This window comes from Sphingomonas sp. Leaf28, assembly GCF_001421685.1.
GTDB classification, from domain to species: domain Bacteria; phylum Pseudomonadota; class Alphaproteobacteria; order Sphingomonadales; family Sphingomonadaceae; genus Sphingomonas; species Sphingomonas aurantiaca.
In genome coordinates this window covers 355,084-379,332 of record NZ_LMKX01000010.1, presented here as the reverse complement: position 1 = coordinate 379,332, position 24,249 = coordinate 355,084, and the positions used below count along the sequence as shown (strand labels likewise).

The following is a 24,249-nucleotide window of genomic DNA, read 5'->3' as shown; positions in this document are numbered from 1 at the left end:
AGGCCCATGGTTGCGGTTTGGACCGTTAGCGGGCGCTGCGTGTCCGTGGGTCCCGGCGTTCGCCGGGATGACGGAAGGGGGGGAGTTAGTGCCCGTGTCCTTCGTGCCCATGACCGTCCTGCTGCCGGTGCATCGCCTCGAGCACGTCGTCCAGCCGCGCCGGGTCGCCGATTGCGAGCACATGGCCTTCGCTGTCGGCGGTCAGCGGGTCGCCGTTCCAGTCGCACATCATCCCGCCTGCCCCTTCGACGACCGGCACCAAAGCGGCGAAGTCGTAGATCTTGAGACCCGACTCGCAGACGACGTCGAGATGCCCGCTCGCGAGCAGCCCGTAATTATAGCAGTCGCCGCCATAGACCGGGCCCTGGCGCGGATTGCCGCCCGAGATCGCCGCGACCAGCGCGAGGTACGGCGCGACGTCGACCTCGTCGAACAGATGCGGGCTGGTGGTGGCGATCGTCGCGCCCGTCAGTTCGCGGCACATCCGCGTCCGTGCGGGCACGCCGTTGAGCGTCGTCGGGCGGCCCGCGACGCCGACCCAGCGTTCGCGCTGGATCGGCTGATCAATGATCCCGAGCACCGGCCAGCCATCCTCGACGAGCGCGATCAACGTCCCGAAGATCGCGCGGCCGACGGTGAAGCTGCGCGTGCCGTCGATCGGGTCGAGCACCCATTTGCGGTTGGTGACGCCAGCCTTCTCGCCATATTCCTCGCCGATGATGCCGTCGCCCGAGCGTTCGGCATCGAGTAGCCTGCGCATAGCGGCTTCGGCCTCGCGGTCGGCGCGCGTGACGGGGGACTGGTCGTCCTTGATCTCGACGCCGTGCTCGTGGCGGAAATAGGGTCGGATGACGTGGCCCGCGGCATCCGCGAGGCGGTGCGCGAGATCGATATCGGCTTGGGTCACTGGCATTGTCCCTGCCTATCGGCGACCGGCATCGGGAGCAATGGCGGGAGCAATGGACGGATCGTCCGCGGCGGCGTAGGCCGTTGCAATCCAACCGGAGTATCGTCCATGCGCCTCGTCTCGACCCTCGCCACCGCCGCTCTTCTCGCCGCAACGCCGGCGTTCGCGGCGCTCGCCCCCGGCGCCAAGGCGCCCGACTTCACCACGCGCGGCGCGATCGCCGGCAAGGTGTTCACGGTGCACCTCGCCGAGCAGCTCAAGAAGGGCCCGGTCGTGCTCTACTTCTTCCCCGCGGCCTATACCGGCGGCTGCAACGCCGAGGCACACGCGTTTGCCGAGGCGATTCCCGCCTTCACCAAGGCTGGCGCGACGGTGATCGGCATGTCGGCGGACAATGTCGAGACGCTCAGCAAGTTCTCGGCGGAGAAGTGCGCGGGCAAGTTCGCGGTCGCCAGCGCAGGGCCCAATGTCGTCAAGGGCTATGACGTCGCGCTCGGCCAGCAGATTGCGGGTCGCGACGTGACCAAGCGCACCAGCTACGTCATCGCCAAGACCGGCCGGATCGCATTCGTGCACGACGACATGAACCCCGCCGCGCACGTGTCGTCGACGCTCGCCGCGGTCGAGAAACTGACGGGCAAGTAAGCGGCAACGTCGCCCGTTCGGAATGCCCGCCTGTCCGCCATGTGCTGGTAATGACCGGGCAAAAACAACCAAACCGGCAAATACTTGCCGGTTTGGTGACATAATCCTAACGCTTTCGGGTGTATCGGGCGATCCGGAAAGGCGGGGGACGTAATGCGCGACGTACAGGCGGCCAAACCGATGGCCGGGTCATTGCAGGACGCCTCGCTGTTCCAACGGATCGGCCGGTTTCTCGACGAGCAGAAACTGAGCCCCGATCCGGCGCATTATGCGTTCGCCTTCGCCGTCCTGTCGGCGCCCGATAGCGAGCTTGCAAAGGCGGTACGGGAGCACACCGATCTCGACCTGCGATTGACCAGGCAGGATATCGAACGGCTCGGCGGCCGGGTGGTCGAGGGGCCGCCCCCTGCCCTTGCGCGGTCGGCTGCGGATACGGCCGGACCCAGCCTGGCCGACCGGACCGATTCGGCGATCGCGCTGGTGATCGAGACCCAGCAACAGGTCGACGGGTTCGCGCAGATCGTCCGGACGATCCAGGCCGAGACCGAGGATTTCGGGCATGACCTGGCAAAGAGCGCGGCGGCGCTCACGCAGCTTGCCGAACTGGACGAGATCACGCGAATCACCAGCTCGATGATCGCCAGGATCCACGACAGCGAAGTCCGGCTGGCGCTGGCCACCGCCGAAACCGATGCGCTGCGCTCGAAACTGGCCGAAGCGCGCGACACGGCGCGGCGCGACGTGCTGACGGGCCTGCCCAATAGGCGCGCGTTCGAGGAGGCCTATGCCGCGCGCGATGCGAAGGCGGGGCCCTATTGCCTCGCGGTCTGCGACATCGACCGGTTCAAGCGGGTCAACGACATCCATGGCCACAGCGTCGGTGACCGTGTGCTGACCGCGATCGGCCAGGCGATGGCGGCCGAATGCGCACCGCATCTGGTCGTGCGCCACGGCGGTGAGGAATTCGCCGTGCTGCTCGCCGGGCTGAGCCTGTCCGACGCGGCGGCGCTGCTCGACTCGGTGCGTGCGGTCGTCGCGGCCAAGCGGTTCCGCAACCGCGAGACCGATACCCCGCTCGGGACCATCACCTTTTCGGCCGGTGTCACCGCGATCCACGCCGCCGAACCCGCCGAAGCCGCATTCCTGCGCGCAGACCGCCTGCTTTATGCCGCCAAGGAGCATGGCCGCGACCAGATCTGCGCGGGCTGATCCCGGTAGTTGGCGGAATCTACGAACGTTTACTGGTGGATTTCACCAGTTGGCGGTCGAGACAAACGGAAAACCCAAGTAATTCAGCGCGTTCCGAAATTGGCACGGCGCATGCAAATCCCTCGATATCGGCAACCGGATGGTCCGGAGCCTGAAAATCGAGGATAATTACCATGTCGTTCCGTTTCGAAGCCGCCCAGCGCATCGCCGTCTCGTTCGTCGGCGCCGTCCTCTTCGCCGCGATCGCTGTCACCTCCGCCACGCCGATCATCCCGATCGCCTGATCCGATCCCAAAGGAGAGCCATCATGGGTCGCAGCATCCTTATCGGGCTTGCCGCCTTCTCGACCACCATCCTGCTGATCGTCACGCATAGCGGCGCGACGCTGGTCTGACGTCAGCGCGTCGGGTTACGCCGACGCAGCCACGCCTACCGGACCGACCGGCGCCTCGGTCTCGCGCGAATAGGTCCCGATCAACAATCCCGCCGCCAGGACATGCCCGCTTATGGCGTCGATCACCGCCGAGCGTCCGGGGGTCTCACCGACCGCGCCGGCGCCCGCATCGACCGCGAACAGCTGAAATGCGTAGCGATGCTCGCCATGCCCACTGGGCGGATCGGGCGGCAGCCAGCCTTCGCGCAGATAGGAATTACGACCGACGTCGCTACCGGCGGACTCGGCGCCCGCCGCGTCACCAGCGCCATCGGCGACGATCGCGCCCTCGGGCAGGCGCCCCGCATCGGCGTCGAGCCCCCAGACGATCGCGTGGACGAGCGGTTGCGGAGTCGGCGCGTCGGCATCCTCGACGATCAGCACCATATGCGCCGTCCCGGCCGGTGGTGCGTTCCAGACGAGCGGCGGCGAGACGCCTTCGCCATCGGCGGTGAAGCGCGGTGGCATCCGGGCTTCGTGCGCGAACGCCGGGCTGGTCAGGTCGAGCGTCTCGAAGCTGGTACCGAGCTGGGCGATCGCGAGCTTGTCGGCGCCCGCGCGCAGACCGCTCATCGCGTGGCCGAGCCAGGCGGGGATATGTTCGAGCATCTTCTATCCTTCCGAAGGGCAGGTTTCGGCACGGCGTACGGGGGCGGCGCCGTCATACCAGTCGCTGCGCGTGCCCATCGTCGCGGCATCGTGATAGCAGACCTGGGTCTTGGCCGCCTTGCTGTCGACGATCACCGTCCAGTTATGATCGCCGCAATTATGCTCCTCGCAGCCCCAGGCGGCGACTCGCTCCCCCATCTTGAACACCGGTGTGGCGGGTCCCGACCGACCCCGGATCGTCTCGCGCAGCTTGGCATCGCCCACCGCCGTCACGAGCCCCGAGGCGACATCGGTGCGGTCGTAAAACGCGACCCCGCCGACCGCGTCATGCGGGTATTTGCCGACATAGGCGGTGATCGGCGTGGTCTGCGCCTGCCCCGGGAGCGGCGTCGGCGCGCGCGTCTGCGGCGGCGTGAAGTTGCCCGCAGCCAGCGTATCGGTCGGATCGTCCTTCTGCCCGCAAGCGCCCAGCAGCGGGAGGGCGAGCATCGCGACCATCATCATCGTCTTCATGCGCCATCCTCTTCTTCGTCGATCAACGCATCGGCGCTTCCAGGGGTTGCGTCGAGCGCGATCGCGACCATCTCGCGGGCATGCCGCAGGACCTGACCCGCTTCGTCGCCGCGCAGGACGGCGTGTACCGCCAGGCGATCGCCGAACTGCGCGCCGGCGCCAAACGCAGCCACTGGATGTGGTTCATCTTTCCGCAGATCGCGGGGCTTGGCCAGAGCACGATGGCGCGGACCTATGCGATCGCCGATGCGGACGAGGCACGGGCCTATCTGGCGCACCCGGTGCTCGGGCCGCGGCTGATCAAGGCGACGGAGGCGGTGACCGCGGCGCAGGGCTCGGCAGAGGCGATTTTCGGGGGCATCGATGCGGTGAAGCTGCGGTCGTCGATGACGCTGTTCGCCGCGGTCGCCGAGGCGCCTGCACCGTTCCGCGCGGCGCTCGCGCGGTTCTTCGACGGGGTCGAGGACGCGGCGACATTGCGCCTGCTGCGATAACAGGCGCGTCTCGACCGATAAGGGTGTAGCACGATGCCGAGGCCTCCCGCCTCACGAGGTGTCGTCATGGCCAAGAGCCAGAAGAAATCGAACAAGGAAGTCCGCAAGCCCAAGGCCGAAAAGGCGCCCAAGGCGAACGCGTCGAACCCGACCTCCAAGGGCAAGGCCGTGGAGATGACGACGCTCAACTGAGCGTCCGTCGCGCCCATCGCCTGCCCCCATCCAAGGATGGGAGAGGCGATGGGCAGGCCGCTCCCCAATTAATCCAGCGCCGCCCGGATCGCCGCCGCGGCGATGAACGGCGCGCCCGCGACCAGCACGAGGCTGACCGCCGCGAGCAGCTTGATCGCGCCGGCCCCGCCCGCCGCATCGAGCGTCCCCGCGCCGAAGATGAGCAGCGGCACCGCGAGCGGCAGCATCACCAGCCCAGTCACCGCACCGCCGCCGCGCACGCCAGCGACGAGCGCGCTGGTCACGACCGCGAGCGCCGCCAATCCCGGCGTGCCGATCAGCAACCCGATCTCGACGCGGAGCAGCGTCTCGGCCGACAGGTTGAGCAGCCCTGCCGCGAGGATCGCGGCCAGCATCAGCGGCGGCCCGAAACTCAGCCAATGCGCGATCGTCTTGGCCATTGCGACGGACACCATCGACAGCCCCCGCACCGCGAACTGGTCGAAGATCCCCGCCTCAAGGTCCGGCCCGATCAGCCGCTCGACCGGCAGCAGCGCGGCGAGCAAGGCCGCGGTCCAGATCACGCCGCCGCCGATCCGCGCGAGCAGCGCCGCATCGGGGCCGATCGCGAACGGGAACAGCGTCGCCACGAGCAGGAAGAACGCGACGACCAGCGTGGCGCCCCCACTCGACACGCTGCGTCGCAGATCGCGGCGGATGAGCGCGATCACAGCGCGATCTCCTGCGCGCCCGGCAGCGCGAGCGGGAGGTGGGTGGCGACCAGCGCGATGCCGCCGCCTGCCCGGTGCCGCGCGATCACCGCCTCCAGCGCGGCAACGGAAACGGTGTCGAGCCCGTTGGCAGGTTCGTCGAGCAGCCAGACGCGCGCCTCGCTCGCCACGACACGCGCGATCGATGCGCGCCGGCGTTGACCGGTCGAGAGCAGGCGAACGGGGACGTCCGCCTGCGCATCGAGATCGAGCGCCCGTACCGCGCGGGCGACGCGCGCGCCGGGATCGGGCGCGCGGTCAAGGCTGGCCCAGAAGCGGAGCGCGGCGACCAGCGGGCGTTCCGCATCGAGCGCCGCCGCTTCGGTGAGCAGCGCCTTGTCCCCGTCGCACGCGACACGCCCCTCGAACGGCGCGAGCAGGCCGGCGGCGATCCGGATCAGGCTGGATTTGCCGACCCCGTTCGGGCCGATGACGATCGCGGCATCACCCGCGCCAAGATCGAACGAGACATGCGAGAACAGCAACCGTCCGCCCCGCACGCACGCGACGTCGCGAAAGCCGAGGGTCACGCCGCCGGATCTTCGGCGCCGTCCTCCACATCGTCCTCCAGCGCGTGCATGTCGTCGTCGCTGAGCCCGAAATGATGGCCGATCTCGTGGATCGTGACATGCGCGACGAGATCGTCGAGGCGGACGCCCGTGTCGATCCATTCCTCCAGGATCGCGCGCCGGTAGAGGACGATGCGGTCGGGCATCGCGCCTGAATCCATCGAGGATTTCTCGCCGAGCGGGCGGCCGTGATACAGGCCCGACAGATCGAGCGGGTGCTCGAGCCCGAGCGCGGCGAGCGTCTCGTCATCGGCATACTCCTCGACCGCGAAGACGATGTCGCCGAGATGCTGCGCGAACTGCGCCGGCAGCCGGGCGATCGTCGCGCGCGCGATGGCCTCGATCGCATCGGCATCGGGGGCTTCTCCCCGGAATGGTGCTTGCCCGCTCATCCCGCCAGCCATAGTCGTTGGCGAACCAAGGCGGCAAGGGAGAGCCCGATGATCGAAGCGCTGAACGATACGGACCGGGCCGAGGCCCTCGATGGCCTCGACGAGTGGGATTATGACGATGCGCGCGACGCGATCACGCGGACGATCGTGTTCGCCGATTTCGTCGAGGCATTCGGTTTCATGACTCAGGTCGCGCTGATCGCCGAGCGCGCGAACCATCATCCCGAATGGAAGAACGTGTGGAACCGCGTGGAAATCCTGCTGACCACGCACGACGCCGGCGGCCTGTCGCCGCGCGACATCGAGATGGCCGAAGCGATCGACGCGATCGTCGGCGACGCGTGACGCGCGCGTCGCGCTGAGGCGTCAGCACGGCGTTACTGCGGCTCGCGCAGGGTCCGCCGCATCCGCTTGCGCAGGCTGCCGGGCATCCACCGCGCGGCAAACGCCATGCGGTGCGCGGTCTTGCCGACCAGCGTATGGACCTTGTCGCCGTGCACCGCGGCCCAGGCCGCCTCGGCGACCTTGTCGACCCCGGTCAGCTCCAGCCCTGCCCCCGTCACCGTCTCGCGGATCGAGTGGTTGGTGCCGCCGGCCCCGGTGTCTAGCAAGGGCGTGTCGATGAAGCTCGGCACGATCGAGCGCACCTTGATCCCGTCCGCCGCCCATTCGCCGTCGAGCGCCTCGGTCAGCGCGCGCACGCCGAACTTGGTCGCCGAATAGGGGGCGAGCCCCGACGACCCGTAGATCGCCGAGGCGGAGGCGGTGTTAAGCAGACACGATCCGGGCGTCCGCTTGAGATAGGCATGGCCGATCCGCGCGCCGTTGAGCACGCCGACCAGGTTGATCGCGATCACCCGGTCGATCTCGGCAAAGTCGGTCTCCGCGAGCGGCCCGCCCGAGCCGATGCCCGCATTGTTGAACAGCACGTCGAGCCGCCCCCCGGTGGTGGCGACGAACGCATCGAGCGTCGCCACCCAGGCCTCGCGGTCGCGGACGTCCATCTGGTAGGTGCTCGCCATCCCCGACGGCAACAGCGCCGCGGTTTCCGCAAGCCCGGCCGCATTGACGTCGGCCAGGCCGACCCGCCAGCCCTTGCGCGCGAACAGGATCGCGGTGGCGCGGCCGATCCCCGACCCGCCGCCGGTGATGAAAATGCTCTGCTGCGTCATGGCGCCTCTCCCGATTTGATTTTCCGGTATGTTTCCCGCATCCTACCGCAACATGCCAGACAATTTGCCAGCGCTCGCCTTCGACCGCGTCACCAAGCGATACGGGACGACGATCGCGGTCGATTCGGTCTCGCTCGAGATCGCCCGCGGCAGCTTCGTCGCGCTGGTCGGGACGTCGGGATCGGGCAAGTCGACGCTGTTGAAGACGCTCAACCGGCTAGTCGAGCCGAGCGAGGGGCACGTCACGATCGACGGTAGCGACGTCGCCACCGAACCCGCGCCGATGCTGCGTCGCCGGATCGGCTATGTCTTCCAGAATATCGGGCTGTTCCCGCACATGACGATCGCGCAGAACATCGCGATCGGCCTGAAGATCGCGGGGCGCAGCGACGAGGCGAAGGTCGCCGAGCTCCTCGATCTCGTCGACCTGCCGCGCGCGATCGCCGACCGGATGCCCGACGCGCTCTCGGGCGGCCAGCGCCAGCGCGTCGGCATCGCGCGCGCACTCGCACCCGGCGCCAAGCTGCTGCTGCTCGACGAGGCGTTCGGCGCGCTCGATCCGGTGACGCGCGACGCGCTCGGCACGCGGATCCGCGCGCTGCACGACCGGCTCGGGCTGACCACGATCCTCGTCACGCACGACATGGCGGAGGCGCTGCTGCTGGCGGACCGCGTGCTGGTGATGAAGACGGGGCGGATCGTCGCCGACGCGACCCCGGCGGATTTGGTCGCGGGCAAGGGCGGCGACGATGCGCAGGCGCTGGTGCAGGTCCCCCGCGCGCAGGCCGAACGCCTGCAGGCGCTGGTCGCATGAGCGCGTTCGTCGACGCGCTCGGCGGCGTACCGCCGTTGCTCGCCGCGCATGTCCTGCTGTCGGCATCGGCGTTGCTGCTGGGCATCGCGATCAGCCTGCCGCTCGGTATCTGGTCGGCGCGCAACGCGACCGTGGCGCGCGTCTCGCTCGGCTTTGCCAGCCTCGTCCAGACGATCCCGAGCCTCGCGCTGCTCGCCTTGTTCTACCCCGTGCTGCTCAGCCTGTCCGCGCTGGTCGGCGGCGGGATACCCGCGCTCGGCTTCCTGCCGTCGCTGATCGCGCTGACGCTGTATGCGCTGCTGCCGATCATCCGCAACGCGGTGGCGGGGCTGCACGGCATCGACCCGGCGGTGATCCAGGCAGCCGACGCGGTCGGGATGACGCCCGCGCAGAAGCTGAGACTGGTCGAGGCACCGCTGGTCGCCCCCGTGCTGATCGCCGGCATCCGCACCGCCGCGGTCTGGACGATCGGCGCGGCGACGCTGTCGACGACGGTCGGCCAACCGAGCCTGGGCGACATGATCTTCGCCGGGCTGCAGACGCAGAACTGGGCGCTGGTGCTGGCGGGCTGCCTTTCGGCGGCGGCGCTCGCGCTGGCGGTCGATGCGCTGATCGGCGGAATCGAATATGGCATCCGCGCTCGTCGCCGCTGGCTGTGGATCGCGAGCGCGGTGGTGCTGGTCGCGGGCACGGCGATAGCGACGCTGCCGCTGTGGCCGAAGAGCGGCGGCGATCGAACGGTCGTCGTCGGCGCGAAGAACTTTTCCGAGCAATATATCCTCGCGCGGCTGATCGGCGATCGGCTCGAACGGGCGGGCTATACCGTCGAGTATCGCGACGGGCTGGGCTCGGCCGTGGTGTTCGGGGCGCTCTCGGGCGGGGATATCGACGTGTATGTCGATTATGCCGGGACGATCTGGGCCAACGAGATGAAGCGGCGCGACGTGCCCGAGCATCGCGCGATGGTCGCGGCGATCGCCGATTGGGCGGCGCGCGAACACGGCGTCGGGCTGGTCGGCTCGCTCGGCTTCGAGAATGCGTATGCGTTCGCGATGAAGGGTGCGGACGCGCGCGCCAAGCGGATCGCGAGCCTCGACGATCTGGTCAGGACGGCGCCGCAAATGACGCTCGGCAGCGATCTGGAGTTTCTCGAACGCCCCGAATGGGCGGCGGTGAAGCGCGCCTATCCGTTGCGGTTCGCCAAGACCACGCCGTACAGCCCGACCTTCATGTATCGCGCGCTGGAAAGCGGCAATGTCGACGTGATCTCCGCCTTCTCGTCAGACGGACGGATCGCGGCGGATTCGCTGACCGTGCTGACCGACCCGCGCCACGCGATCCCGGGCTATGACGCGATCCTGATGGTGGCGCCGTCGCGCGCAAAGGACGCAAGGTTCCGCGCCGCGCTGACGCCGCTGGTCGGGCGGATTCCCGTCGAGGCGATGCGCGCGGCGAACTATCAGGTCGACCGCGACGCGGACAAGCAGACGCCCGAGGCCGCGGCGCGGTGGCTGGCGGCGAAGGTCGGGCTCTAGGCGCTAGAAGAACAGCTTGCGGACGCTGAGCCGGACGGTGCGGCCCAGCGGGTCGAGATAGTCCGGCTGATAGGTGTTCGGCGTCGCGCCCGTCGCGTCGGTCACGCGCTGCCGCGTGTTGAAGACGTTGTCGACCGACAGGCTGATCCGCATCCCGCGCAGCCACGGGTGCGCCTTCACCCATTCGAGCCGCTGGCCGAGATCGGCGAACAGGCGCGCGTTGGCGGTCGCGAGCCCGCCGAAGTTGAGCGTCTCGGGTGCGGCGATGGTGCCACCGTTGACGCGCGTGCCGGTCGCATAGTTGGCGGAGATGCGCGCGCCGAGACCGTTGTTGGTGTAGCCCGCCTGCGCCTCCAGTTCGTGCCGCGACTGGCCGCCGCTGCTGCCGATCGCGTCGCCGTCTAGCAGGTTGAGGCTCGGACCGCCGTTCGCGACGAGCACGCGATCGGTGAAATGCCAGGTGTGATAGACCGCGAACTGGACGCGCCCGCCGGCCTGCCCGCCACGACCGCCGAAGCCGCGCCCGCCACCGCCGCCGCCGCCACGACCGCCGCCACCCGGACCACCGTCTCGGCCGCCGCCTGGGCCAGCACCGGGGCCGCCACGCGGACCATCGCCGCCCGCGCCGTCGGGACGGCGGAAGCCGCCGGGGGGCTGCATCCCCTCGAATGGATTGGGGCCGGTGCCGGCGCGATACGCCTCCAATTCGCGCTGAATCTTCGACTTGAGCGGCGCGGAGAAGTTGATTCCCCAGCGCAGTTCGGAGCGGTCGCTGCGCGCGAAATTGATCGGGCGACGGTCGACCTGCACGAGGGTGCCCGCGCCATCGCGGACGAAGCGATCCGGAAACGCCGATTCGATCGCGGCGGTCGCCGCCGGGAAGGCGGCGATCGGGTTATCGACGCGACTTTCAACGTAGTTGGCGGTGATCGAAAGGTCCCTGGCGCTCCACGGCTTGAGCGTCACCCCGACCTTCTTGACGTGGTTGTTGTCCGCGACGAGCCCGGCATTGCCGCCGCTGATCGTCGTGACGGTCGCGGTGGTGCCGCGCACATAATCGAACACGCGGACGTTGGGCGTGGTGATCGACGGGTTGCCGAGCTGCTGCGCGGTCGGCGCCTCGTCGGTGTCGGTCACCGAGGCGATCACGCGGACGCCCTCGATCGGCGACCAGTTCGCGCCATAGCCGAGCGTGGTCAGCGTGCCGAAATCCGACAGATGATCCTGCGCCAGGTTGAAGTTGGCCGACAGCGTGCCGAGGAACGGGAGGACGTCCTTCGACCGGCTGGTCAGCGGCACGTCGACATTGACCTGGCCGCTGAGCGTATCGCGCGACACCGCGCCGCGCCGTTCGGTCTGGCCGACCTGAGTCTGCCCGTCCTGCAACAGGCTGGAGCTGTACGAGCGACTGCTGAAATCGGCGGTTTCCGCCCCCAGCTTCAGCGTCGTCGAGATCGCGCCCGCAGGCAGGTTGAACAGGTTGCCGTTCGCCACGGCATCGAGCCCGCCGGTGCTCTGCGAGGCATAAGCGCGGTTGCCGGGGGCGGCGCCGATATCGCTGGCGGTGAGGCGGTTGAACGGGCTGGCGGTCGGATCGCCCGCGGTCAGGCGCGCCTGGAAGGCGGTCGCGTCGACGCCGGTATCGGTGAAGGTCTGCGTGTCGCTGCGATCGTAATTGCCGGTGACGTTCCAGCGCCACGTGCCGATATCGCCGTTCAGCGTAGTGCCGAGATGCGCGGCGATCGACGACACGCGCTGCGCGAGCGGCAGGAAGCCGTCGTCGTTGAGCGCGCGGTTCATGGTGCTGCCGTCCGCCAGTGTCAGCGTGGCGCTGGGCAGGCCATTGAGGCTGCGGCTGTCGGTCGATTCGAGCCGCCCGTTGATCGTCGCGCCGATGTTGCCGAAGATATTGCGCGCATAGACGCTGTTCGCGGTGAAGGTGCTGGTCGCCCCCTGGAGGCTGCGGAACGGGCGCTGATCGACGATCGCATTGTCCGCGCCGCGCGGGCTCTGCGCGGTCGGCGTCGTTGCATCGATGTCGCGCTCGGCCTCGGTCAGCGCCGACGCCGCGCTATATTCGACGTGCAGGTTCACGCGGCGATCGCGGGCGATGGTGAGCAGGTCGAGCTTAGTGTTCGGGGCGTTGGTGCCACCCTCGGTCGGTACCGTGTCGACCGCCTCGGCGGTGACCGCGCGGAAGCGGCGGCGCAGGACGAAGTTCACGACCTTCTGGTCGGCGCGATAGCCGTATTTGAGCGCGACCTCCTCGGGCAGGATCTCGACGCGCTGGATCGCCTCGGTCGGGATGTCGCGGATCTCGCTGAAGCTGGAGATCCGGCGCCCGTTGAGCAGCACCACCGGCGCGCCGCCGCTGCCGCGTCCGCTGGTGGTCTGCGGGCTGAGTTCGCTCAGCAGGTCGGAGATCGAGCTGACGCCGTAGGAGCGGATCTCGGCCTGGCCCAGGCTCTGGTCGGGCGGAATGTCGCCGATCACCGACCCCGGCAGCTTGCGCGATCCGGTGACGACGATGTCCTCGGACTCGGCGGCCTCGTCCGGCTCCGCAGCCTGCGCCGCGGGCGCTGCCGTGGCAGGCGTCGAGGGCGCCTGTTGCGCCGCCGCCATTGCGGGCACGCTTACCGCCAGAACCAGACCCAGTGTACGCATAACCGTCAATTCCCGATGATCGCTGTCGACCAAGCCGCTCGACTACGGGGCAATTGTCGCAGGATTATGCCGGTTCACCGTGCCAGATGCGCGTCCATCTCCTCCAGCGGTACGCCCTTGGTCTCGGGGAAGTAGAACAGCACCGTCACGAACTGCACCGCCATCATCGCGGCAAAGACCAGGAACGGCACCCCCGCCGACCACGCCGCCGCGATCGGGAAGGCCTGCGCGATCACCGCGTTCCAGCCCCAATGGCTCGACGACCCGATGCTCGAGCCGCGCGCGCGGACGTTCTGCGGGAACACCTCCGAGATATACACCCAGATAACCGCGCCCGAGCCGGGGGCGAAGAACATGATGAACACGATCAGCGACGGCAGCAGCAGCCAGCTCGGCAGCACGCCCAGCAACGCGAGCCCGCCGACGGTGAGCGCCGCGGTCATGCCCGCCGAACCCCACAGCAACAGCGTCCGCCGCCCGATCCGGTCGATCAGCAGCATGCCCAGCAGCGTGAACACCATGTTGGCGACGCCGATCATCACCGCCTGCAGGTCGGGCGAGAGGCTGCCCCCCGACGCCTTGAAGATGTCGTTGAGGTAATAGAGGAACGCGTTGATGCCGCTGAACTGGTTGAACATCGCGACCAGGAAGGCGAGCGTGATCGGCTTGCGGTGCCGAGTCCAGGAGAGCGTCGCGTCGCCCTTGGGCGCGTCGAGTTCGCGGCGCGCGATGTCGGCGCTCATCCCGACCATTGCCAGCACGTCCCGCGCCTCCGCATCGCGCCGCCTGGCAAGCAGCCAGCGCGGCGAATTGGGGATGCGGAACAGCAGCGCGAAGAACACCAGCGACGGCAGCGCGACGATCCCCAGCTTCCACCGCCACTCGACATCGCCGAGCCCGAGCGACCCGATGATCGCGTTCGAGACATAGGCGAGCAGGATGCCGAGGATGACCGCGAACTGGAACCCGCCGACCATCTTGCCGCGCTGCGCCGGCGGCGCGAGCTCGGCGATATAGGCTGGCGCCAGCACCGACGACCCGCCGATCGCGATGCCGTTGATGAAGCGGAAGCCGATGAAGCTGTGCCAGTTCCACGCCAGCGCACAGCCCAGCGCGGTGACGACGTACAGGAAGGCGAGCATCCGCAGGACGTTGCGGCTGCCATAGCGATCGCCGGGCATGCCGACGAACAGCGCGCCGATCAGCGTCCCCCAGAGCGCCGAGGACACGGTGAAGCCGAGCCACGCCTCGCTGAGCGCGAACTTCGCCTTCAGCGCACCGGTGACGCCCGCGATCACCGCGGTGTCGAAGCCGAACAACAGCCCAGCGAGTGCCGCGGTGACCACGCTGGCGATCAGGACATTGCTGGCGCGTGGCGTTTCGGCGTGCGCACTCATACGCGGCAGATTTCGGAGCGGGGGATCGTCATCCTTGCTGTTTCGAACAGTTCAACGCGGCGGACAAGGCCATCGCAGACCATTTCGGCGTGCGCAAACACCCGAATCCGGTTCTTCAAAACGCATTAACGAATGCCGGCCAAGCTCGCGCAGACCTAAATCGAGGGGGCGAAGCGTTGACGACCGGACTGCCGAAACTGTTCATCGCCCTCCTTGCCTGCGCGCCGTCCTCGGCATGGGCGGCCTGCGCGGTCACCAATACCGGCCCGACCGCGCTCGGCACCTATTCGCCCCCGGCGCTGGTCAATGGTGCACCGCCATACGGTGCGGTGCCGGGCGGCTTCGACTGCCCGGGAACGGTGATATCGGTGCTGTCGGGCAATTTCCTGCGCGCGACGGTGACCAGCGCGGACGGGTTCAAGCTGACCTCGACCAACGCTGCGGACACCGTCACCGCACGCTATGTGATCGCCGCGGACAGCGCGGGCGCGTATCCGTTCACGCCCGGCACACCGTTCGTCTACATGAACGGCGGGGTCATCAACCTGCTCGGATTGCTGGGCGGAGCGGCGCGCAACGTCCAGGTCTATGTCCGCCCGTCGTCGCTGACGGCGGTCAAACCGGGGACCTATACGGGCAGCTTCACGATCGGTTGGGAGTGGCGATTCTGCTCGTTGCTCGGCGCGCTGGGCGTCTGTGCCGGTACGCTCGACCAGAGCAGTGGCGTCACCCCGGCGAGGGTCGACGTGACGATGGTCGTCTCGGCGAGGCCGGTCGGAGTCGTGATCACCACCCGCACGACCTATGATCCGATCTCGACCACCAATAATCCGCGCGCGATTCCCGGCAGCAGACAGCGGACGACAATCACGCTCACCAACACCGATATCGTCGCAGTCGACGCCAATTCGGTCGCCGTCGTGCTGCCGACACCGGCTCGCGCCACGGTCGCGCTCGACGGCGACGGGACCGCCTCAACCGCGTATCTCGTCCCCACGGAAGGATCGCCCGCGTCGTCGCTCGGCGCCACCTACACCGCGCCGGGGAGCACGACCGACGACGTCGATTTCTCGTCGGACAACGGCGCCACCTGGACCTACGATCCGACGACCGCGCCGAAGGCCGTCACCAACGTCCGCGTCCGCCCGCGTGGCACGATGGCGGCGGGATCGAGCTTCAGCGTGTCGTTGCCCTACGCGCTGTTCTAGCCGGAATTATCGTCCCCGGGCTGCGGGGTCGGGGCGAACGACCCGACCAACTCCATCTTGGTCGCGGTCGATCCGACCTCGATCCCCGCCTCGCGAAACTGGCGGAGCAGCGTGAACAGCAATTCGCTGCGGATCGGATAGGCATCGCGCGGGCTCGCCACATAGGCGAAGCAGTTGAACTTGGCGCGGCCGGCGTCGATCGAATCGATGAACACCTTAGCCTCCGGGTCGTCGAGCACCTCGTGCTTCTCGGCGAACGCGGCGAACAACATGGTGCGCACGGCATCGAGATCCTCCTCGAGCGGGACCGAGAATTGCAGCTGAATCCGGCCGAGGGGGGCCGCCAGCGTCATGTTCTGGATCGTCTTGGTGATCAGCTCCGAATTGGGCACGATCAGCGTCGATCGGTCCGCCACCTGGATCTCGGTCGAGCGGACGTTGATCCGCTTCACGTCGCCCTCCATGTTGCCGATGCGGACGAGGTCGCCGATCTTGACCGGGCGTTCGGCGAGCAGGATCAGGCCTGAGACGAAGTTCTGCGTGATCGCCTGGAGGCCGAAGCCGATCCCGACCGACAGCGCGCCGAGCACGACAGCGAGCTTCTCCATGCCGATGCCGAGCGCCCCCAGCGCCCACAGCACCGCGGCGATGATCCCCGCATAGCGCGCGACCATCGTCACCGAATTCTGCGCGCCGGCATCCATCGACGTGGTCGGCAGGTAGCTGTTCACCAGCCAATGCTGCAGCCCGCGCATGATCGCCAGCGCGACGAACAGCACCGCGATCGAGCGCAGCACCGCGCCCGGCGAGATGGTGATCTGGCCGATCGTGACTCCGTTCGCGACGGTCCCGAACAGCTCGAACGCCGACCCGACTCCCGCGCCGAACGGGGCCATCACCGCGCCCACCGCCAGCATGATCAGCAACAGCCGCAATACGGCCGACAGCAGCACGCCGATCTGGTCGACCGTCTTGTTGTCGACGCCGAAACCGCTGTTCGCCGAGCGGCCGAGCCGGTTGCCACTCGACAACAGCGTCCGGCACGCGTCGTCGGTGAAGGTCATCATCAGGTACAGGCTCGCCCCGACGATCGCGCCCCAGACCAGCCACGTCGCAACCTTGAGTGCGAAGTTTACATAGCCGATCAGCCCCGCAACGAGCGCCGCGATCAGCACCAGCCAGACCAGGGTCGCGACGATCGCGAGCAGCGTGTTGCGCGCGGGCTTGGCCGGATCGGGCAGTGCGGCGGCGCGCAGCCGGCCGAGCGTCACCAGGATCGCGCCGAGCAGGACGATATGCAGCAGCGCGACGACCGCGTTGGCCGCACTCGATGCGGGCGCGCTGACGCCGATGAGCAGGTTGGTCGCGATCAGCAGTTGGCCGGCGAAGATCAGCGCGGCGGCCATCCAGCTATACGGCCTGAGCGCGTATGCCGCGGCGTCGCCGATCGGTAGCAACCGCCACGTCGGCTGGGTCCGCAGCAGCAACGCGCCGCCAAGCGACGCGACGAAGGCTGCAAACCACGAAATCCCGACGAAGATCGCGCCGAACCGGCTCCACGCGGGCGAGACGAGCCCGCCCCAGCGCAGCGACGCGACGACTGCCCAGGCGGCGAGTCCCGGCAGCGCGGTGCCGATCACCACCAGCCACAGCGCATAGGCCGAGCGCCGCAGCCGACCGCCCGGCGTGTGATTGGCCGCATAGCGACGCCCGACGCCGTGCAGCCAGCGCCGCAGCGGTATGAGCAGGACGAGCGCGGCGAGCAGCCCGACCAGCAGGCCGGTGCCCGTGCGCGTATCGAACCGCGCCGCGAACTGGCGAAACTCGGTCGTGGCGAACCGCTTGAGCCGCGCGGTATCGCGGGGCAGGTGATCGACGATCGCCGCCCATAGCGTCGGCGACAGTGGCGAGCCGGTGTTCTCGGACAGTTGCTGGCCGAGTTCCTCCGCCTCGGCCGCGCCGATATCGTCGATCTGCTGCTTGGCCTCGATCCCGATCAGCCGCGCGCGCTTGATCGCCGAGTCGATCGCCGACTGGCTTTGCGCGAGGAGCTTGCGTTGCGCGCGGATCTCGGGGGCCTCGACGACGCCGGGAGTCGCGGTGCCGAGTTCGGTGACGCGCGCCTGGACCAGCGCCATCTCGGGCGTGAGCGTGCGCACCGCGTCGGCGGCGGTGGTCTGCACCGCCTGCGCACGATCGCGCAACGCCTGCCGCGCCTTGTCGTCGCGCGCCGCGGGGGTGGCGTCGTCGATCGCCTGGAGCTCGGCCGACGCCTGGGTGAGACCGGCGGCGACCGTCGCGACCTTCGCCTCGTCCTGTGCGGCGGCGGGGAGCGCGGTGATCGCGGTCACCGCAAGGAGCAGCGCGGCGAGGTAACGGAGGAGTGTCATCCGCGGCGCTGTACAGCGATGGGCGGGTAAACGGGAGGGGGCGGCGGAATCACCGGGTCGGTATGCCCGTCGCTCCCCCCGATAGACGCCACCCCGGCGAAGGCCGGGGCCCAATTGGGGGCCAATCATGGTCGAGGTCCGCGTGCCATTACGAAGACCTTACCATTTGGGCCCCGGCCTTCGCCGGGGTGGTGTACCTGTGGGAAGGTGTTCGCAAAACACAGACGCCCCCTTATTCTCCCGCGAAGGCGGGAGCCCAGACTGGGTCCCCGCCTTCGCGGGGAAACAGTTTGCCGCCCCCGTCGCCCCGGGCGAGGCAGGGTCGCCCGGCACGGTCGCGCGCGGTCAGTCGAGTTCGAGGATCATCTGGTCGACCGCCAAGCTGTCGCCGGTCTTCGCCGCGACCGACTTGACCGTGCCGGTCTTCTCGGCGCGCAGGATGTTCTCCATCTTCATCGCCTCGACCACCGCGAGCGGCTGCCCCGCCTCGACCCTGTCGCCCGCCGCAACGTCGAGCCGGACGAGCAGACCCGGCATCGGGCAGATCAGGAACTTCGAGAGATCGGGCGCGACCTTCTCGATCATGTGCGCGGTATAGGGGGCGACGCGCGCCGGCAGCACGCGCGCGACGTGGCTCGCGCCACGCGTGGTGAGCTTGAAGCCCGCGCGCGCCTTGGCGATGCGGATCGTCAGATGCTCGTTGCCATCGGCGCCGTGGCCGTCGGCGACGACCATCCGGTCGCCCGGCGTGTATTCGAGCGCCAGGTCGAGCTCCTCGCCGTCGACCGCGATGCCGTCGGTCGAGACGCTTACCGCATGGTCGATTTTGTCGATCGTCACCGACCAGTCGGCGGGCGGGCGCAGGCGCTTGCCGAGTTGGCCGTCGATGCGGCGGGCGCGATCGGCCTCCGCAGTCGCGGCGAACGCGGCAACGGCGGCGAGCGTCTTGAGCAGCTCGGCATCGGCGGGGGCGCCGTGGAAGCCGTCGGGATATTCCTCGGCGATGAACCCGGTGGTTAGCGCGCCCGACTGGAAGCGCGGGTGCTGCATGATCGCCGAGAGGAAATCGATGTTGTTGCCCGGCCCTTCGAGCTCGAACGCGTCGAGCGCGGCGATCTGCGCGGCGATCGCGGCGTCGCGGGTGGGCGCCCAGGTGATGAGCTTGGCGATCATCGGGTCGTAGAACATGCTGACCTCGCCGCCCTCGCGCACGCCGTCGTCGACGCGGACGCGGGGTTCGGCTGCTCCCCCTCCCGCTTGCGGGAGGGGGCTGGGGGGTGGGCTCGCGCCCACGTCATACGCAACCGTAGCGTTGGAGGAGAACGCGTGCCCACCCCCGGCCCCTCCCGCTTGCGGGAGGGGGGAGGTTTCGGGCGGGTTGTAGCGCACCAAACGCCCGATGCTCGGCAGGAAGCCGCGATACGGATCCTCGGCGTATACCCGGTTCTCGATCGCCCAGCCGTTGAGCTTGACCTCGTCCTGCGCGAACCCGAGCGGCTCGCCCGCCGCGACGCGGATCATCAGTTCGACGAGATCGAGCCCGGTAATCTCCTCGGTCACCGGATGCTCGACCTGGAGCCGGGTGTTCATCTCGAGGAAGTAGAACCCCTCGCCGGTCGTGTCCGCGCCCGACACGATCAGCTCGACCGTCCCGGCCGAATAATAGCCGACCGCGCGCGCCAGTGCGACCGCCTGCTCGCCCATCGCTTTCCGCATCTTCGGGGTGACGAATGGCGATGGCGCCTCCTCAACGACCTTCTGGTGCCGCCGCTGGATCGAGCATTCGCGCTCGTTGAGATAGACGATGTTGCCATGCTGATCGCCGATCAGCTGGATCTCGATATGGCGGGGCGACTCGATGAACTTTTCGATGAACACGCGGTCGTCGCCGAACGACGCCAGCCCCTCGCGCTTGGTCGCCTCGAAGCCTTCGCGGACGTCCTGCTCGCTATAGGCGAGCCGCATGCCCTTGCCGCCGCCGCCGGCCGACGCCTTCATCATCACCGGATAGCCGATGCCGCCCGCAATCTCGACCGCGTGATCGGTGCTGTCGATCTCGCCGAGATAGCCCGGCACGACGTTGACGCCCGCCGCCTTGGCGAGCTTTTTCGATTCGATCTTGTCGCCCATCGCAGCGATCGCGGCCGGCGGTGGCCCGACGAACGCGATGCCCGCCTCGGCGCACGCCAGCGCGAAACTCTCGCGCTCAGACAGGAAGCCGTAACCGGGGTGGATGCAGTCCGCGCCGGTCTCCTTGGCGGCGAGCAGGATCAGCTCGGCCTTGAGATAGCTGTCGGCGGCGGGTGCAGGCCCGAGCCGGACCGCTTCATCCGCCATCAGGACGTGCGGGCTGCGCGAATCGGCATCGGAGTAGACCGCGACGGTCTTGATGCCCATCGCCTTGGCGGTCCGCATGACCCGACACGCGATCTCGCCGCGATTGGCGACCAGGATTTTCTTGAACATCTCTCGCCCTACTCTGTGCCGTCTCCCCGGACATGGCCCGGGTGCGGACTTGGGGTTACTGGTACCAAATCATCGATTTGAGCTGCGCCGTCCGGGCCTTGGTCAGATCGGTGCGGCACCCGGCGGTCGTCATGCCCTGCGCCGAACCGCCGGCATATTGCCCGCCCTCGATTACGCATTGCGTGTCGCGGAACTTGAGCCAGGCGCGCTGGCTCTCGAGCAACGCGGCGGCATAGCCGAACCCGCCGCCGCGCGACCCGTCCTGCCCGTCGCGCTGCTTCATATAGGCATAGGTACGCTTCCACTGCGCGGTCATCGCCGCATCCGCCTGCGTGTAGCTCGTGCCCGCGGACCGGTTCATGTCGGCCTGCGTCTGGATCGGCGCGGCGGCGCTTAACAGCAGCGCGATCAGCAGCATGTCTTGGCCTCGCGCATCGGTTCGGGGCCGACCATCGGCGTCATCCCGAGCTTCGCCAGCAGCGTCGCATCCGCGCTGTCGCCGGCGTTGCCCGTGGTCAGCAGCTTGTCGCCGGTGAAGATCGAGTTCGCGCCCGCCATGAAGCAGAGCGCCTGCGTTGCCTCGGACATGCTCTCGCGGCCGGCGGACAGGCGCACCATGCTGAGCGGCATCGTGATGCGCGCGACCGCGACGGTGCGGACGAATTCGATATCGTCGATCTGCGCGAGCGGCGTGTCGGCGAGCATGTTGCCCAGTACCGTCCCCTTGACCGGGACCAGCGCGTTGACGGGAACGCTCTCCGGATGCCGCGGCAGCGTCGCGAGCGCGTGGACGAAGCCGACGCGGTCGGTGCGCGTCTCGCCCATCCCGACGATCCCGCCGCAGCACACCGAGATCCCGGCGTCACGCACGTTGGCCAGCGTCTCCAGCCGATCGCCGAAGGTGCGCGTGGTGATGACGTTGCCGTAATTCTCGGGCGAGGTGTCGATATTGTGGTTGTAGTAATCGAGGCCGGCATCGGCGAGCTGCTTCGCCTGCTCCGCGTCGAGCATGCCGAGCGTCATGCACGTCTCGAGGCCCATCGCGCGGACGCCCTCGACCATCGCGACGACCTTCGGCATGTCGCGGGCTTTAGGGTTGCGCCAGGCGGCGCCCATGCAGAAACGCTGCGATCCGGCCGCCTTGGCCTGCGCGGCGTCGGCGAGGACGGCGTCGACGTCCATCAGCTTTTCGGCCTTCAGCTGCGTGTCCGCACTGGCGGACTGCGAGCAATAGCCGCAATCCTCGGGGCAGCCGCCGGTCTTGATCGACAGCAACGTGCACAACTGCACTTCGCTGACCGCGTGATGCGCGCGGTGGACCGTCTGCGCGCGGAACATGAGTTCGTCGAACGGCAGGTCGAACAGCGCGGCGATTTCCGGGCGGGTCCAATCGGTCCTGGGCTCCCCTCCCGCTTGCGGGAGGGGTCGGAGGAGGGGCTGGCCCGAGACGGCGGCGGCGGCAGTGTTTGCGGCACTGCCCTCCCCCGACCCCTCCCGCAGGCGGGAGGGGAGAAGGTCTAGAATTTCGGTCGTCATTCTGCGGCTTCCTCTTGCGGGCCCATATTATGGCCGAGGAGCTTCAAGACGTCCTCGGCGGCCTGGATCAGGTTGGTGCCGGGTCCGAAGATCGCCTGGACCCCGGCATCACGCAGCGCCTGATAGTCCTGTGCGGGAATAACGCCACCCGCGATCACCTTGATATCCGCGCGCCCCGCCTCGCGCAGGTGATCGATCAGCTCGGGGATCAGCGTCTTGTGCCCCGCCGCCAAGCTGGAGGCGCCGACGATGTCGACGTCCTTGGCCAGCGCCAGCGCGGCGACCTCCGCCGGCGTCTGGAACAGCGCGCCCGGCACGATCTCGAACCCCAGGTCGCCGAACATCGACGAGACAAGGTTCGCGCCGCGGTCATGGCCGTCCTGGCCCATCTTGGCGACGAGCATCCGGGGTCTGCGGCCCATCCGCCGCTCGGTCGCCGCGACACCGTCGGTCAGCCGGGTCCAGCGCGCGTCGTCCTCATACGCGCCGCCATAAACGCCCGATACCGGCGTCGGCTGCGTGCCGTAGCGCCCGAACACGTCCTCCATCGCCGACGAGATCTCGCCGAGCGTGGCGCGTGCACGGGCGCACTCGACCGCGAGCGCGAGCAGGTTGTTTTCAAATCCTCCCCGATCCGGGGAGGTGGCAGCCGAAGGCTGACGGAGGGGGGGCTCCACGGGCGTATCCGTGTGTGGAGCGCCCCCTCCACCATCCTCCGGACGGTCCCCCTCCCCGTTCCGGGGAGGAATTCGGGCGCCCTCGCGGAGTGCATCCAGCGCCGCCCGGCACGCATCTTCGTCCCGCGTGGCCTTCACCCGCGCGATCCGTTCGACCTGGCCGGCGCGCACCGCGACGTTGTCGACGTCGAGGATCTCGATCGCGTCCTGTTCGGCGAGCTTGTACTTGTTCACGCCGACGATGACGTCCTCGCCGCGATCGACGCGCGCCTGGCGACCTGCCGCGGCTTCCTCGATCATCGCCTTGGGCCAGCCCGCGGCGACCGCCTTCGCCATCCCGCCCTCGGCCTGGATCCGCTCGATCAGCGTCCATGCGCCATCGACGAGGCTCTGCGTCAGGCTCTCGATATAATAGCTGCCGCCGAGCGGATCGACGACCTTGGTCATCCCCGTCTCTTCCTGGAGCACGATCTGCGTGTTGCGCGCGATCCGGGCGGAAAAGTCGGTCGGCAGCGCGATCGCCTCGTCGAGCGCGTTGGTGTGGAGCGACTGCGTGCCCCCCAGCATCGCCGCCATCGCCTCGATCGTCGTGCGCATGACGTTGTTGTAAGGATCCTGCTCGGTGAGCGAGACGCCCGACGTCTGGCAATGCGTGCGCAGCATCTTCGAGCGCTCGTCCTGCGCGCCCAGCTGCGTCATCGCGCGGTGCCACAGGACGCGCGCGGCGCGCAGCTTGGCGATCTCCATGAAGAAGTTCATGCCGATCGCGAAGAAGAACGACAGCCGCCCGGCGAACTTGTCGATGTCGAGTCCGGAAGCCACCCCGTATTTCACATATTCCATGCCGTCGGCGATCGTGAAGGCGAGCTCGTGGAGCTGCGTCGCTCCCGCCTCCTGCATGTGATAGCCGCTGATCGAGATGCTGTTGAACTTGGGCATCTCGCGCGACGTGTAGCCGAAGATGTCCGAGATGATCCGCATGCTCGGCTCGGGCGGGTAGATGTACGTGTTGCGGACCATGAACTCCTTGAGGATGTCGTTCTGGATGGTCCCGTCGAGCAGGTGGCGCGGCACGCCCTGCTCCTCGCCCGCAACGATGAAGAAGGCGAGGATCGGGATCACCGCGCCGTTCATCGTCATGCTGACCGACATCTTGTCGAGCGGAATGCCGTCGAACAGGATCTTCATGTCCTCGACGCTGTCGATCGCGACGCCGGCCTTGCCGACGTCGCCGGTGACGCGCGGATGGTCGCTGTCGTAGCCGCGGTGGGTGGCGAGATCGAACGCGACACTCAGGCCTTTCTGGCCGGCGGCGAGGTTGCGGCGGTAGAAGGCGTTGGAGGCCTCGGCAGTGGAGAACCCCGCATATTGCCGGATCGTCCACGGCCGGCCGGCGTACATCGATGCGCGGACGCCGCGGGTGAAGGGGGCGAAACCGGGGAGGCCAGGGTCGGCGGTGACATCTTCCGCGGTGTAGAGCGGCTTGACGTCGATCCCTTCCGGGGTGGCCCAGGTAAGGTCGGCGCCTTTGACTTCCTTGGCGGCGGCGGCCTGCCAGTCGGCGATCGTTGGATTGGATTTATCAGTCATTACCTAGTTCCCCGGCGAAGGCCGGGGCCCAGCCCCTCAAACAAATCGCGCGCGGGAGCGCGTTCGATGCTGCGCATCGAGCCTGGGC

Annotated in this window: 23 protein-coding genes; 8 read left to right on the top strand and 15 right to left on the bottom strand. The window is 68.4% G+C overall.

Going from position 1 to position 24,249, the window contains the following annotated elements:
- Positions 1 to 85: 85 nt before the first annotated feature.
- Positions 86 to 913, bottom strand: a complete 828-nt coding sequence (locus ASE79_RS17220) for an inositol monophosphatase family protein (protein WP_056419506.1) — start codon at positions 911 to 913, stop codon at positions 86 to 88.
- A gap of 102 nt (positions 914 to 1,015) precedes the next feature.
- Between ASE79_RS17220 and ASE79_RS17215 the strand changes: the two genes are divergently transcribed.
- On the top strand, positions 1,016 to 1,552 hold the full coding sequence (locus tag ASE79_RS17215) for a peroxiredoxin (protein ID WP_056419503.1): 537 nt from the start codon (positions 1,016 to 1,018) through the stop codon (positions 1,550 to 1,552).
- 153 nt (positions 1,553 to 1,705) lie between these two features.
- Positions 1,706 to 2,761: a GGDEF domain-containing protein gene (locus ASE79_RS17210; protein WP_082445403.1), complete on the top strand. Its 1,056-nt coding sequence runs from the start codon at positions 1,706 to 1,708 to the stop codon at positions 2,759 to 2,761.
- A gap of 19 nt (positions 2,762 to 2,780) precedes the next feature.
- On the opposite strand, the gene ASE79_RS21110 is transcribed toward ASE79_RS17210, so the two are convergent.
- Genes ASE79_RS21110 through ASE79_RS17200 form a run of 3 tightly spaced genes read right to left on the bottom strand, consistent with a single transcriptional unit; the run spans position 2,781 to position 4,316 of the window.
- Entirely contained in the window at positions 2,781 to 3,134 is a 354-nt protein-coding gene (locus ASE79_RS21110; protein WP_156359740.1) for a hypothetical protein, read from the bottom strand.
- Between the two features lie 36 nt (positions 3,135 to 3,170).
- Positions 3,171 to 3,803 (bottom strand): YbhB/YbcL family Raf kinase inhibitor-like protein, encoded by a 633-nt coding sequence (locus ASE79_RS17205; protein ID WP_056419500.1) that lies wholly within the window; start codon positions 3,801 to 3,803, stop codon positions 3,171 to 3,173.
- 3 nt (positions 3,804 to 3,806) lie between these two features.
- Positions 3,807 to 4,316 (bottom strand): hypothetical protein, encoded by a 510-nt coding sequence (locus ASE79_RS17200; RefSeq protein WP_056419498.1) that lies wholly within the window; start codon positions 4,314 to 4,316, stop codon positions 3,807 to 3,809.
- An 80-nt stretch (positions 4,317 to 4,396) separates the two neighbouring features.
- Between ASE79_RS17200 and ASE79_RS17195 the strand changes: the two genes are divergently transcribed.
- Both ASE79_RS17195 and ASE79_RS21910 read left to right on the top strand, forming a co-directional pair.
- Positions 4,397 to 4,810, top strand: coding sequence for a DUF1810 domain-containing protein (locus tag ASE79_RS17195; protein ID WP_056419495.1), 414 nt, complete (start codon positions 4,397 to 4,399; stop codon positions 4,808 to 4,810).
- 66 nt (positions 4,811 to 4,876) lie between these two features.
- Positions 4,877 to 5,002: a hypothetical protein gene (locus tag ASE79_RS21910; RefSeq protein ID WP_259466878.1), complete on the top strand. Its 126-nt coding sequence runs from the start codon at positions 4,877 to 4,879 to the stop codon at positions 5,000 to 5,002.
- A gap of 68 nt (positions 5,003 to 5,070) precedes the next feature.
- On the opposite strand, the gene ASE79_RS17190 is transcribed toward ASE79_RS21910, so the two are convergent.
- The 3 genes from ASE79_RS17190 to ASE79_RS17180 are packed head-to-tail and all read right to left on the bottom strand — an operon-like array spanning position 5,071 to position 6,724.
- Complete coding sequence (locus ASE79_RS17190; RefSeq protein WP_056419492.1) at positions 5,071 to 5,712, bottom strand: heme exporter protein CcmB; 642 nt, start codon at positions 5,710 to 5,712, stop codon at positions 5,071 to 5,073.
- Positions 5,709 to 6,281: a heme ABC exporter ATP-binding protein CcmA gene (ccmA, locus tag ASE79_RS17185; RefSeq protein ID WP_056419489.1), complete on the bottom strand. Its 573-nt coding sequence runs from the start codon at positions 6,279 to 6,281 to the stop codon at positions 5,709 to 5,711. Before ccmA ends, ASE79_RS17190 begins: the two co-directional genes overlap by 4 nt.
- Positions 6,278 to 6,724, bottom strand: a complete 447-nt coding sequence (locus tag ASE79_RS17180) for a metallopeptidase family protein (protein WP_056419486.1) — start codon at positions 6,722 to 6,724, stop codon at positions 6,278 to 6,280. Before ASE79_RS17180 ends, ccmA begins: the two co-directional genes overlap by 4 nt.
- Before the next feature lie 36 nt (positions 6,725 to 6,760).
- Here ASE79_RS17180 and ASE79_RS17175 point away from each other — a divergent pair, with 36 nt between their 5' ends.
- Positions 6,761 to 7,057, top strand: coding sequence for a 4a-hydroxytetrahydrobiopterin dehydratase (locus ASE79_RS17175; RefSeq protein WP_056419483.1), 297 nt, complete (start codon positions 6,761 to 6,763; stop codon positions 7,055 to 7,057).
- A gap of 32 nt (positions 7,058 to 7,089) precedes the next feature.
- Here the strand turns inward: ASE79_RS17175 and ASE79_RS17170 are convergent, their stop codons facing one another.
- A complete protein-coding gene (locus ASE79_RS17170) occupies positions 7,090 to 7,884 on the bottom strand; it encodes an SDR family oxidoreductase (RefSeq protein WP_056419482.1) in 795 nt (264 codons plus the stop codon).
- A gap of 52 nt (positions 7,885 to 7,936) precedes the next feature.
- Between ASE79_RS17170 and ASE79_RS17165 the strand changes: the two genes are divergently transcribed.
- Both ASE79_RS17165 and ASE79_RS17160 read left to right on the top strand, forming a co-directional pair.
- Positions 7,937 to 8,698, top strand: a complete 762-nt coding sequence (locus tag ASE79_RS17165; protein ID WP_056419773.1) for an ABC transporter ATP-binding protein — start codon at positions 7,937 to 7,939, stop codon at positions 8,696 to 8,698.
- Entirely contained in the window at positions 8,695 to 10,233 is a 1,539-nt protein-coding gene (locus ASE79_RS17160) for an ABC transporter permease/substrate-binding protein (RefSeq protein ID WP_056419479.1), read from the top strand. Before ASE79_RS17165 ends, ASE79_RS17160 begins: the two co-directional genes overlap by 4 nt.
- A 3-nt stretch (positions 10,234 to 10,236) precedes the next feature.
- Here ASE79_RS17160 and ASE79_RS17155 read toward each other — a convergent pair whose 3' ends face one another.
- Positions 10,237 to 12,897: a TonB-dependent receptor gene (locus ASE79_RS17155; RefSeq protein WP_056419476.1), complete on the bottom strand. Its 2,661-nt coding sequence runs from the start codon at positions 12,895 to 12,897 to the stop codon at positions 10,237 to 10,239.
- A gap of 74 nt (positions 12,898 to 12,971) precedes the next feature.
- On the bottom strand, positions 12,972 to 14,294 hold the full coding sequence (locus ASE79_RS17150) for a sugar porter family MFS transporter (RefSeq protein WP_056419473.1): 1,323 nt from the start codon (positions 14,292 to 14,294) through the stop codon (positions 12,972 to 12,974).
- A 176-nt stretch (positions 14,295 to 14,470) separates the two neighbouring features.
- Here ASE79_RS17150 and ASE79_RS17145 point away from each other — a divergent pair, with 176 nt between their 5' ends.
- Positions 14,471 to 15,502: a spore coat protein U domain-containing protein gene (locus ASE79_RS17145; protein ID WP_056419470.1), complete on the top strand. Its 1,032-nt coding sequence runs from the start codon at positions 14,471 to 14,473 to the stop codon at positions 15,500 to 15,502.
- On the opposite strand, the gene ASE79_RS17140 is transcribed toward ASE79_RS17145, so the two are convergent.
- The 5 genes from ASE79_RS17140 to scpA all read right to left on the bottom strand — a co-directional run bounded on the left by ASE79_RS17140 (position 15,499) and on the right by scpA (position 24,161).
- Positions 15,499 to 17,892 (bottom strand): DUF3772 domain-containing protein, encoded by a 2,394-nt coding sequence (locus ASE79_RS17140; RefSeq protein WP_056419467.1) that lies wholly within the window; start codon positions 17,890 to 17,892, stop codon positions 15,499 to 15,501. The genes ASE79_RS17145 and ASE79_RS17140 overlap by 4 nt on opposite strands.
- Positions 17,893 to 18,237: 345 nt before the next feature.
- Positions 18,238 to 20,358 carry an acetyl-CoA carboxylase biotin carboxylase subunit gene (locus ASE79_RS17135; protein WP_056419464.1) on the bottom strand — a complete coding sequence of 707 codons (2,121 nt, stop codon included), beginning with the start codon at positions 20,356 to 20,358 and terminating at the stop codon, positions 18,238 to 18,240.
- Between the two features lie 55 nt (positions 20,359 to 20,413).
- Positions 20,414 to 20,776, bottom strand: a complete 363-nt coding sequence (locus tag ASE79_RS17130) for a lysozyme inhibitor LprI family protein (RefSeq protein WP_056419461.1) — start codon at positions 20,774 to 20,776, stop codon at positions 20,414 to 20,416.
- Positions 20,767 to 21,894, bottom strand: coding sequence for a biotin synthase BioB (gene bioB, locus ASE79_RS17125; RefSeq protein ID WP_082445401.1), 1,128 nt, complete (start codon positions 21,892 to 21,894; stop codon positions 20,767 to 20,769). Before bioB ends, ASE79_RS17130 begins: the two co-directional genes overlap by 10 nt.
- Complete coding sequence (gene scpA, locus ASE79_RS17120; RefSeq protein WP_056419457.1) at positions 21,891 to 24,161, bottom strand: methylmalonyl-CoA mutase; 2,271 nt, start codon at positions 24,159 to 24,161, stop codon at positions 21,891 to 21,893. The genes bioB and scpA overlap by 4 nt, the downstream gene beginning before the upstream one ends.
- Between the last annotated feature and the right edge of the window lie 88 nt (positions 24,162 to 24,249).

Coding starts and splice junctions, on each gene's coding strand:
- ASE79_RS17155 (WP_056419476.1), bottom strand. CDS start 12,897: ATGCGTACACTGGGTCTGGTTCTGGCGGTAAGCGTGCCCGCAATGGCG.
- ASE79_RS17210 (WP_082445403.1), top strand. CDS start 1,706: ATGCGCGACGTACAGGCGGCCAAACCGATGGCCGGGTCATTGCAGGAC.
- bioB (WP_082445401.1), bottom strand. CDS start 21,894: ATGACGACCGAAATTCTAGACCTTCTCCCCTCCCGCCTGCGGGAGGGG.
- ASE79_RS21110 (WP_156359740.1), bottom strand. CDS start 3,134: ATGCGTGACGATCAGCAGGATGGTGGTCGAGAAGGCGGCAAGCCCGAT.
- ASE79_RS17175 (WP_056419483.1), top strand. CDS start 6,761: ATGATCGAAGCGCTGAACGATACGGACCGGGCCGAGGCCCTCGATGGC.
- ASE79_RS17180 (WP_056419486.1), bottom strand. CDS start 6,724: ATGGCTGGCGGGATGAGCGGGCAAGCACCATTCCGGGGAGAAGCCCCC.
- ASE79_RS17205 (WP_056419500.1), bottom strand. CDS start 3,803: ATGCTCGAACATATCCCCGCCTGGCTCGGCCACGCGATGAGCGGTCTG.
- ASE79_RS17220 (WP_056419506.1), bottom strand. CDS start 913: ATGCCAGTGACCCAAGCCGATATCGATCTCGCGCACCGCCTCGCGGAT.
- ASE79_RS17195 (WP_056419495.1), top strand. CDS start 4,397: ATGCCGCAGGACCTGACCCGCTTCGTCGCCGCGCAGGACGGCGTGTAC.
- ASE79_RS17215 (WP_056419503.1), top strand. CDS start 1,016: ATGCGCCTCGTCTCGACCCTCGCCACCGCCGCTCTTCTCGCCGCAACG.
- ASE79_RS17135 (WP_056419464.1), bottom strand. CDS start 20,358: ATGTTCAAGAAAATCCTGGTCGCCAATCGCGGCGAGATCGCGTGTCGG.
- ASE79_RS21910 (WP_259466878.1), top strand. CDS start 4,877: ATGGCCAAGAGCCAGAAGAAATCGAACAAGGAAGTCCGCAAGCCCAAG.
- ASE79_RS17160 (WP_056419479.1), top strand. CDS start 8,695: ATGAGCGCGTTCGTCGACGCGCTCGGCGGCGTACCGCCGTTGCTCGCC.
- ASE79_RS17200 (WP_056419498.1), bottom strand. CDS start 4,316: ATGAAGACGATGATGATGGTCGCGATGCTCGCCCTCCCGCTGCTGGGC.
- ASE79_RS17165 (WP_056419773.1), top strand. CDS start 7,937: ATGCCAGACAATTTGCCAGCGCTCGCCTTCGACCGCGTCACCAAGCGA.
- ASE79_RS17150 (WP_056419473.1), bottom strand. CDS start 14,294: ATGAGTGCGCACGCCGAAACGCCACGCGCCAGCAATGTCCTGATCGCC.
- ASE79_RS17140 (WP_056419467.1), bottom strand. CDS start 17,892: ATGACACTCCTCCGTTACCTCGCCGCGCTGCTCCTTGCGGTGACCGCG.
- ASE79_RS17130 (WP_056419461.1), bottom strand. CDS start 20,776: ATGCTGCTGATCGCGCTGCTGTTAAGCGCCGCCGCGCCGATCCAGACG.
- ASE79_RS17170 (WP_056419482.1), bottom strand. CDS start 7,884: ATGACGCAGCAGAGCATTTTCATCACCGGCGGCGGGTCGGGGATCGGC.
- scpA (WP_056419457.1), bottom strand. CDS start 24,161: ATGACTGATAAATCCAATCCAACGATCGCCGACTGGCAGGCCGCCGCC.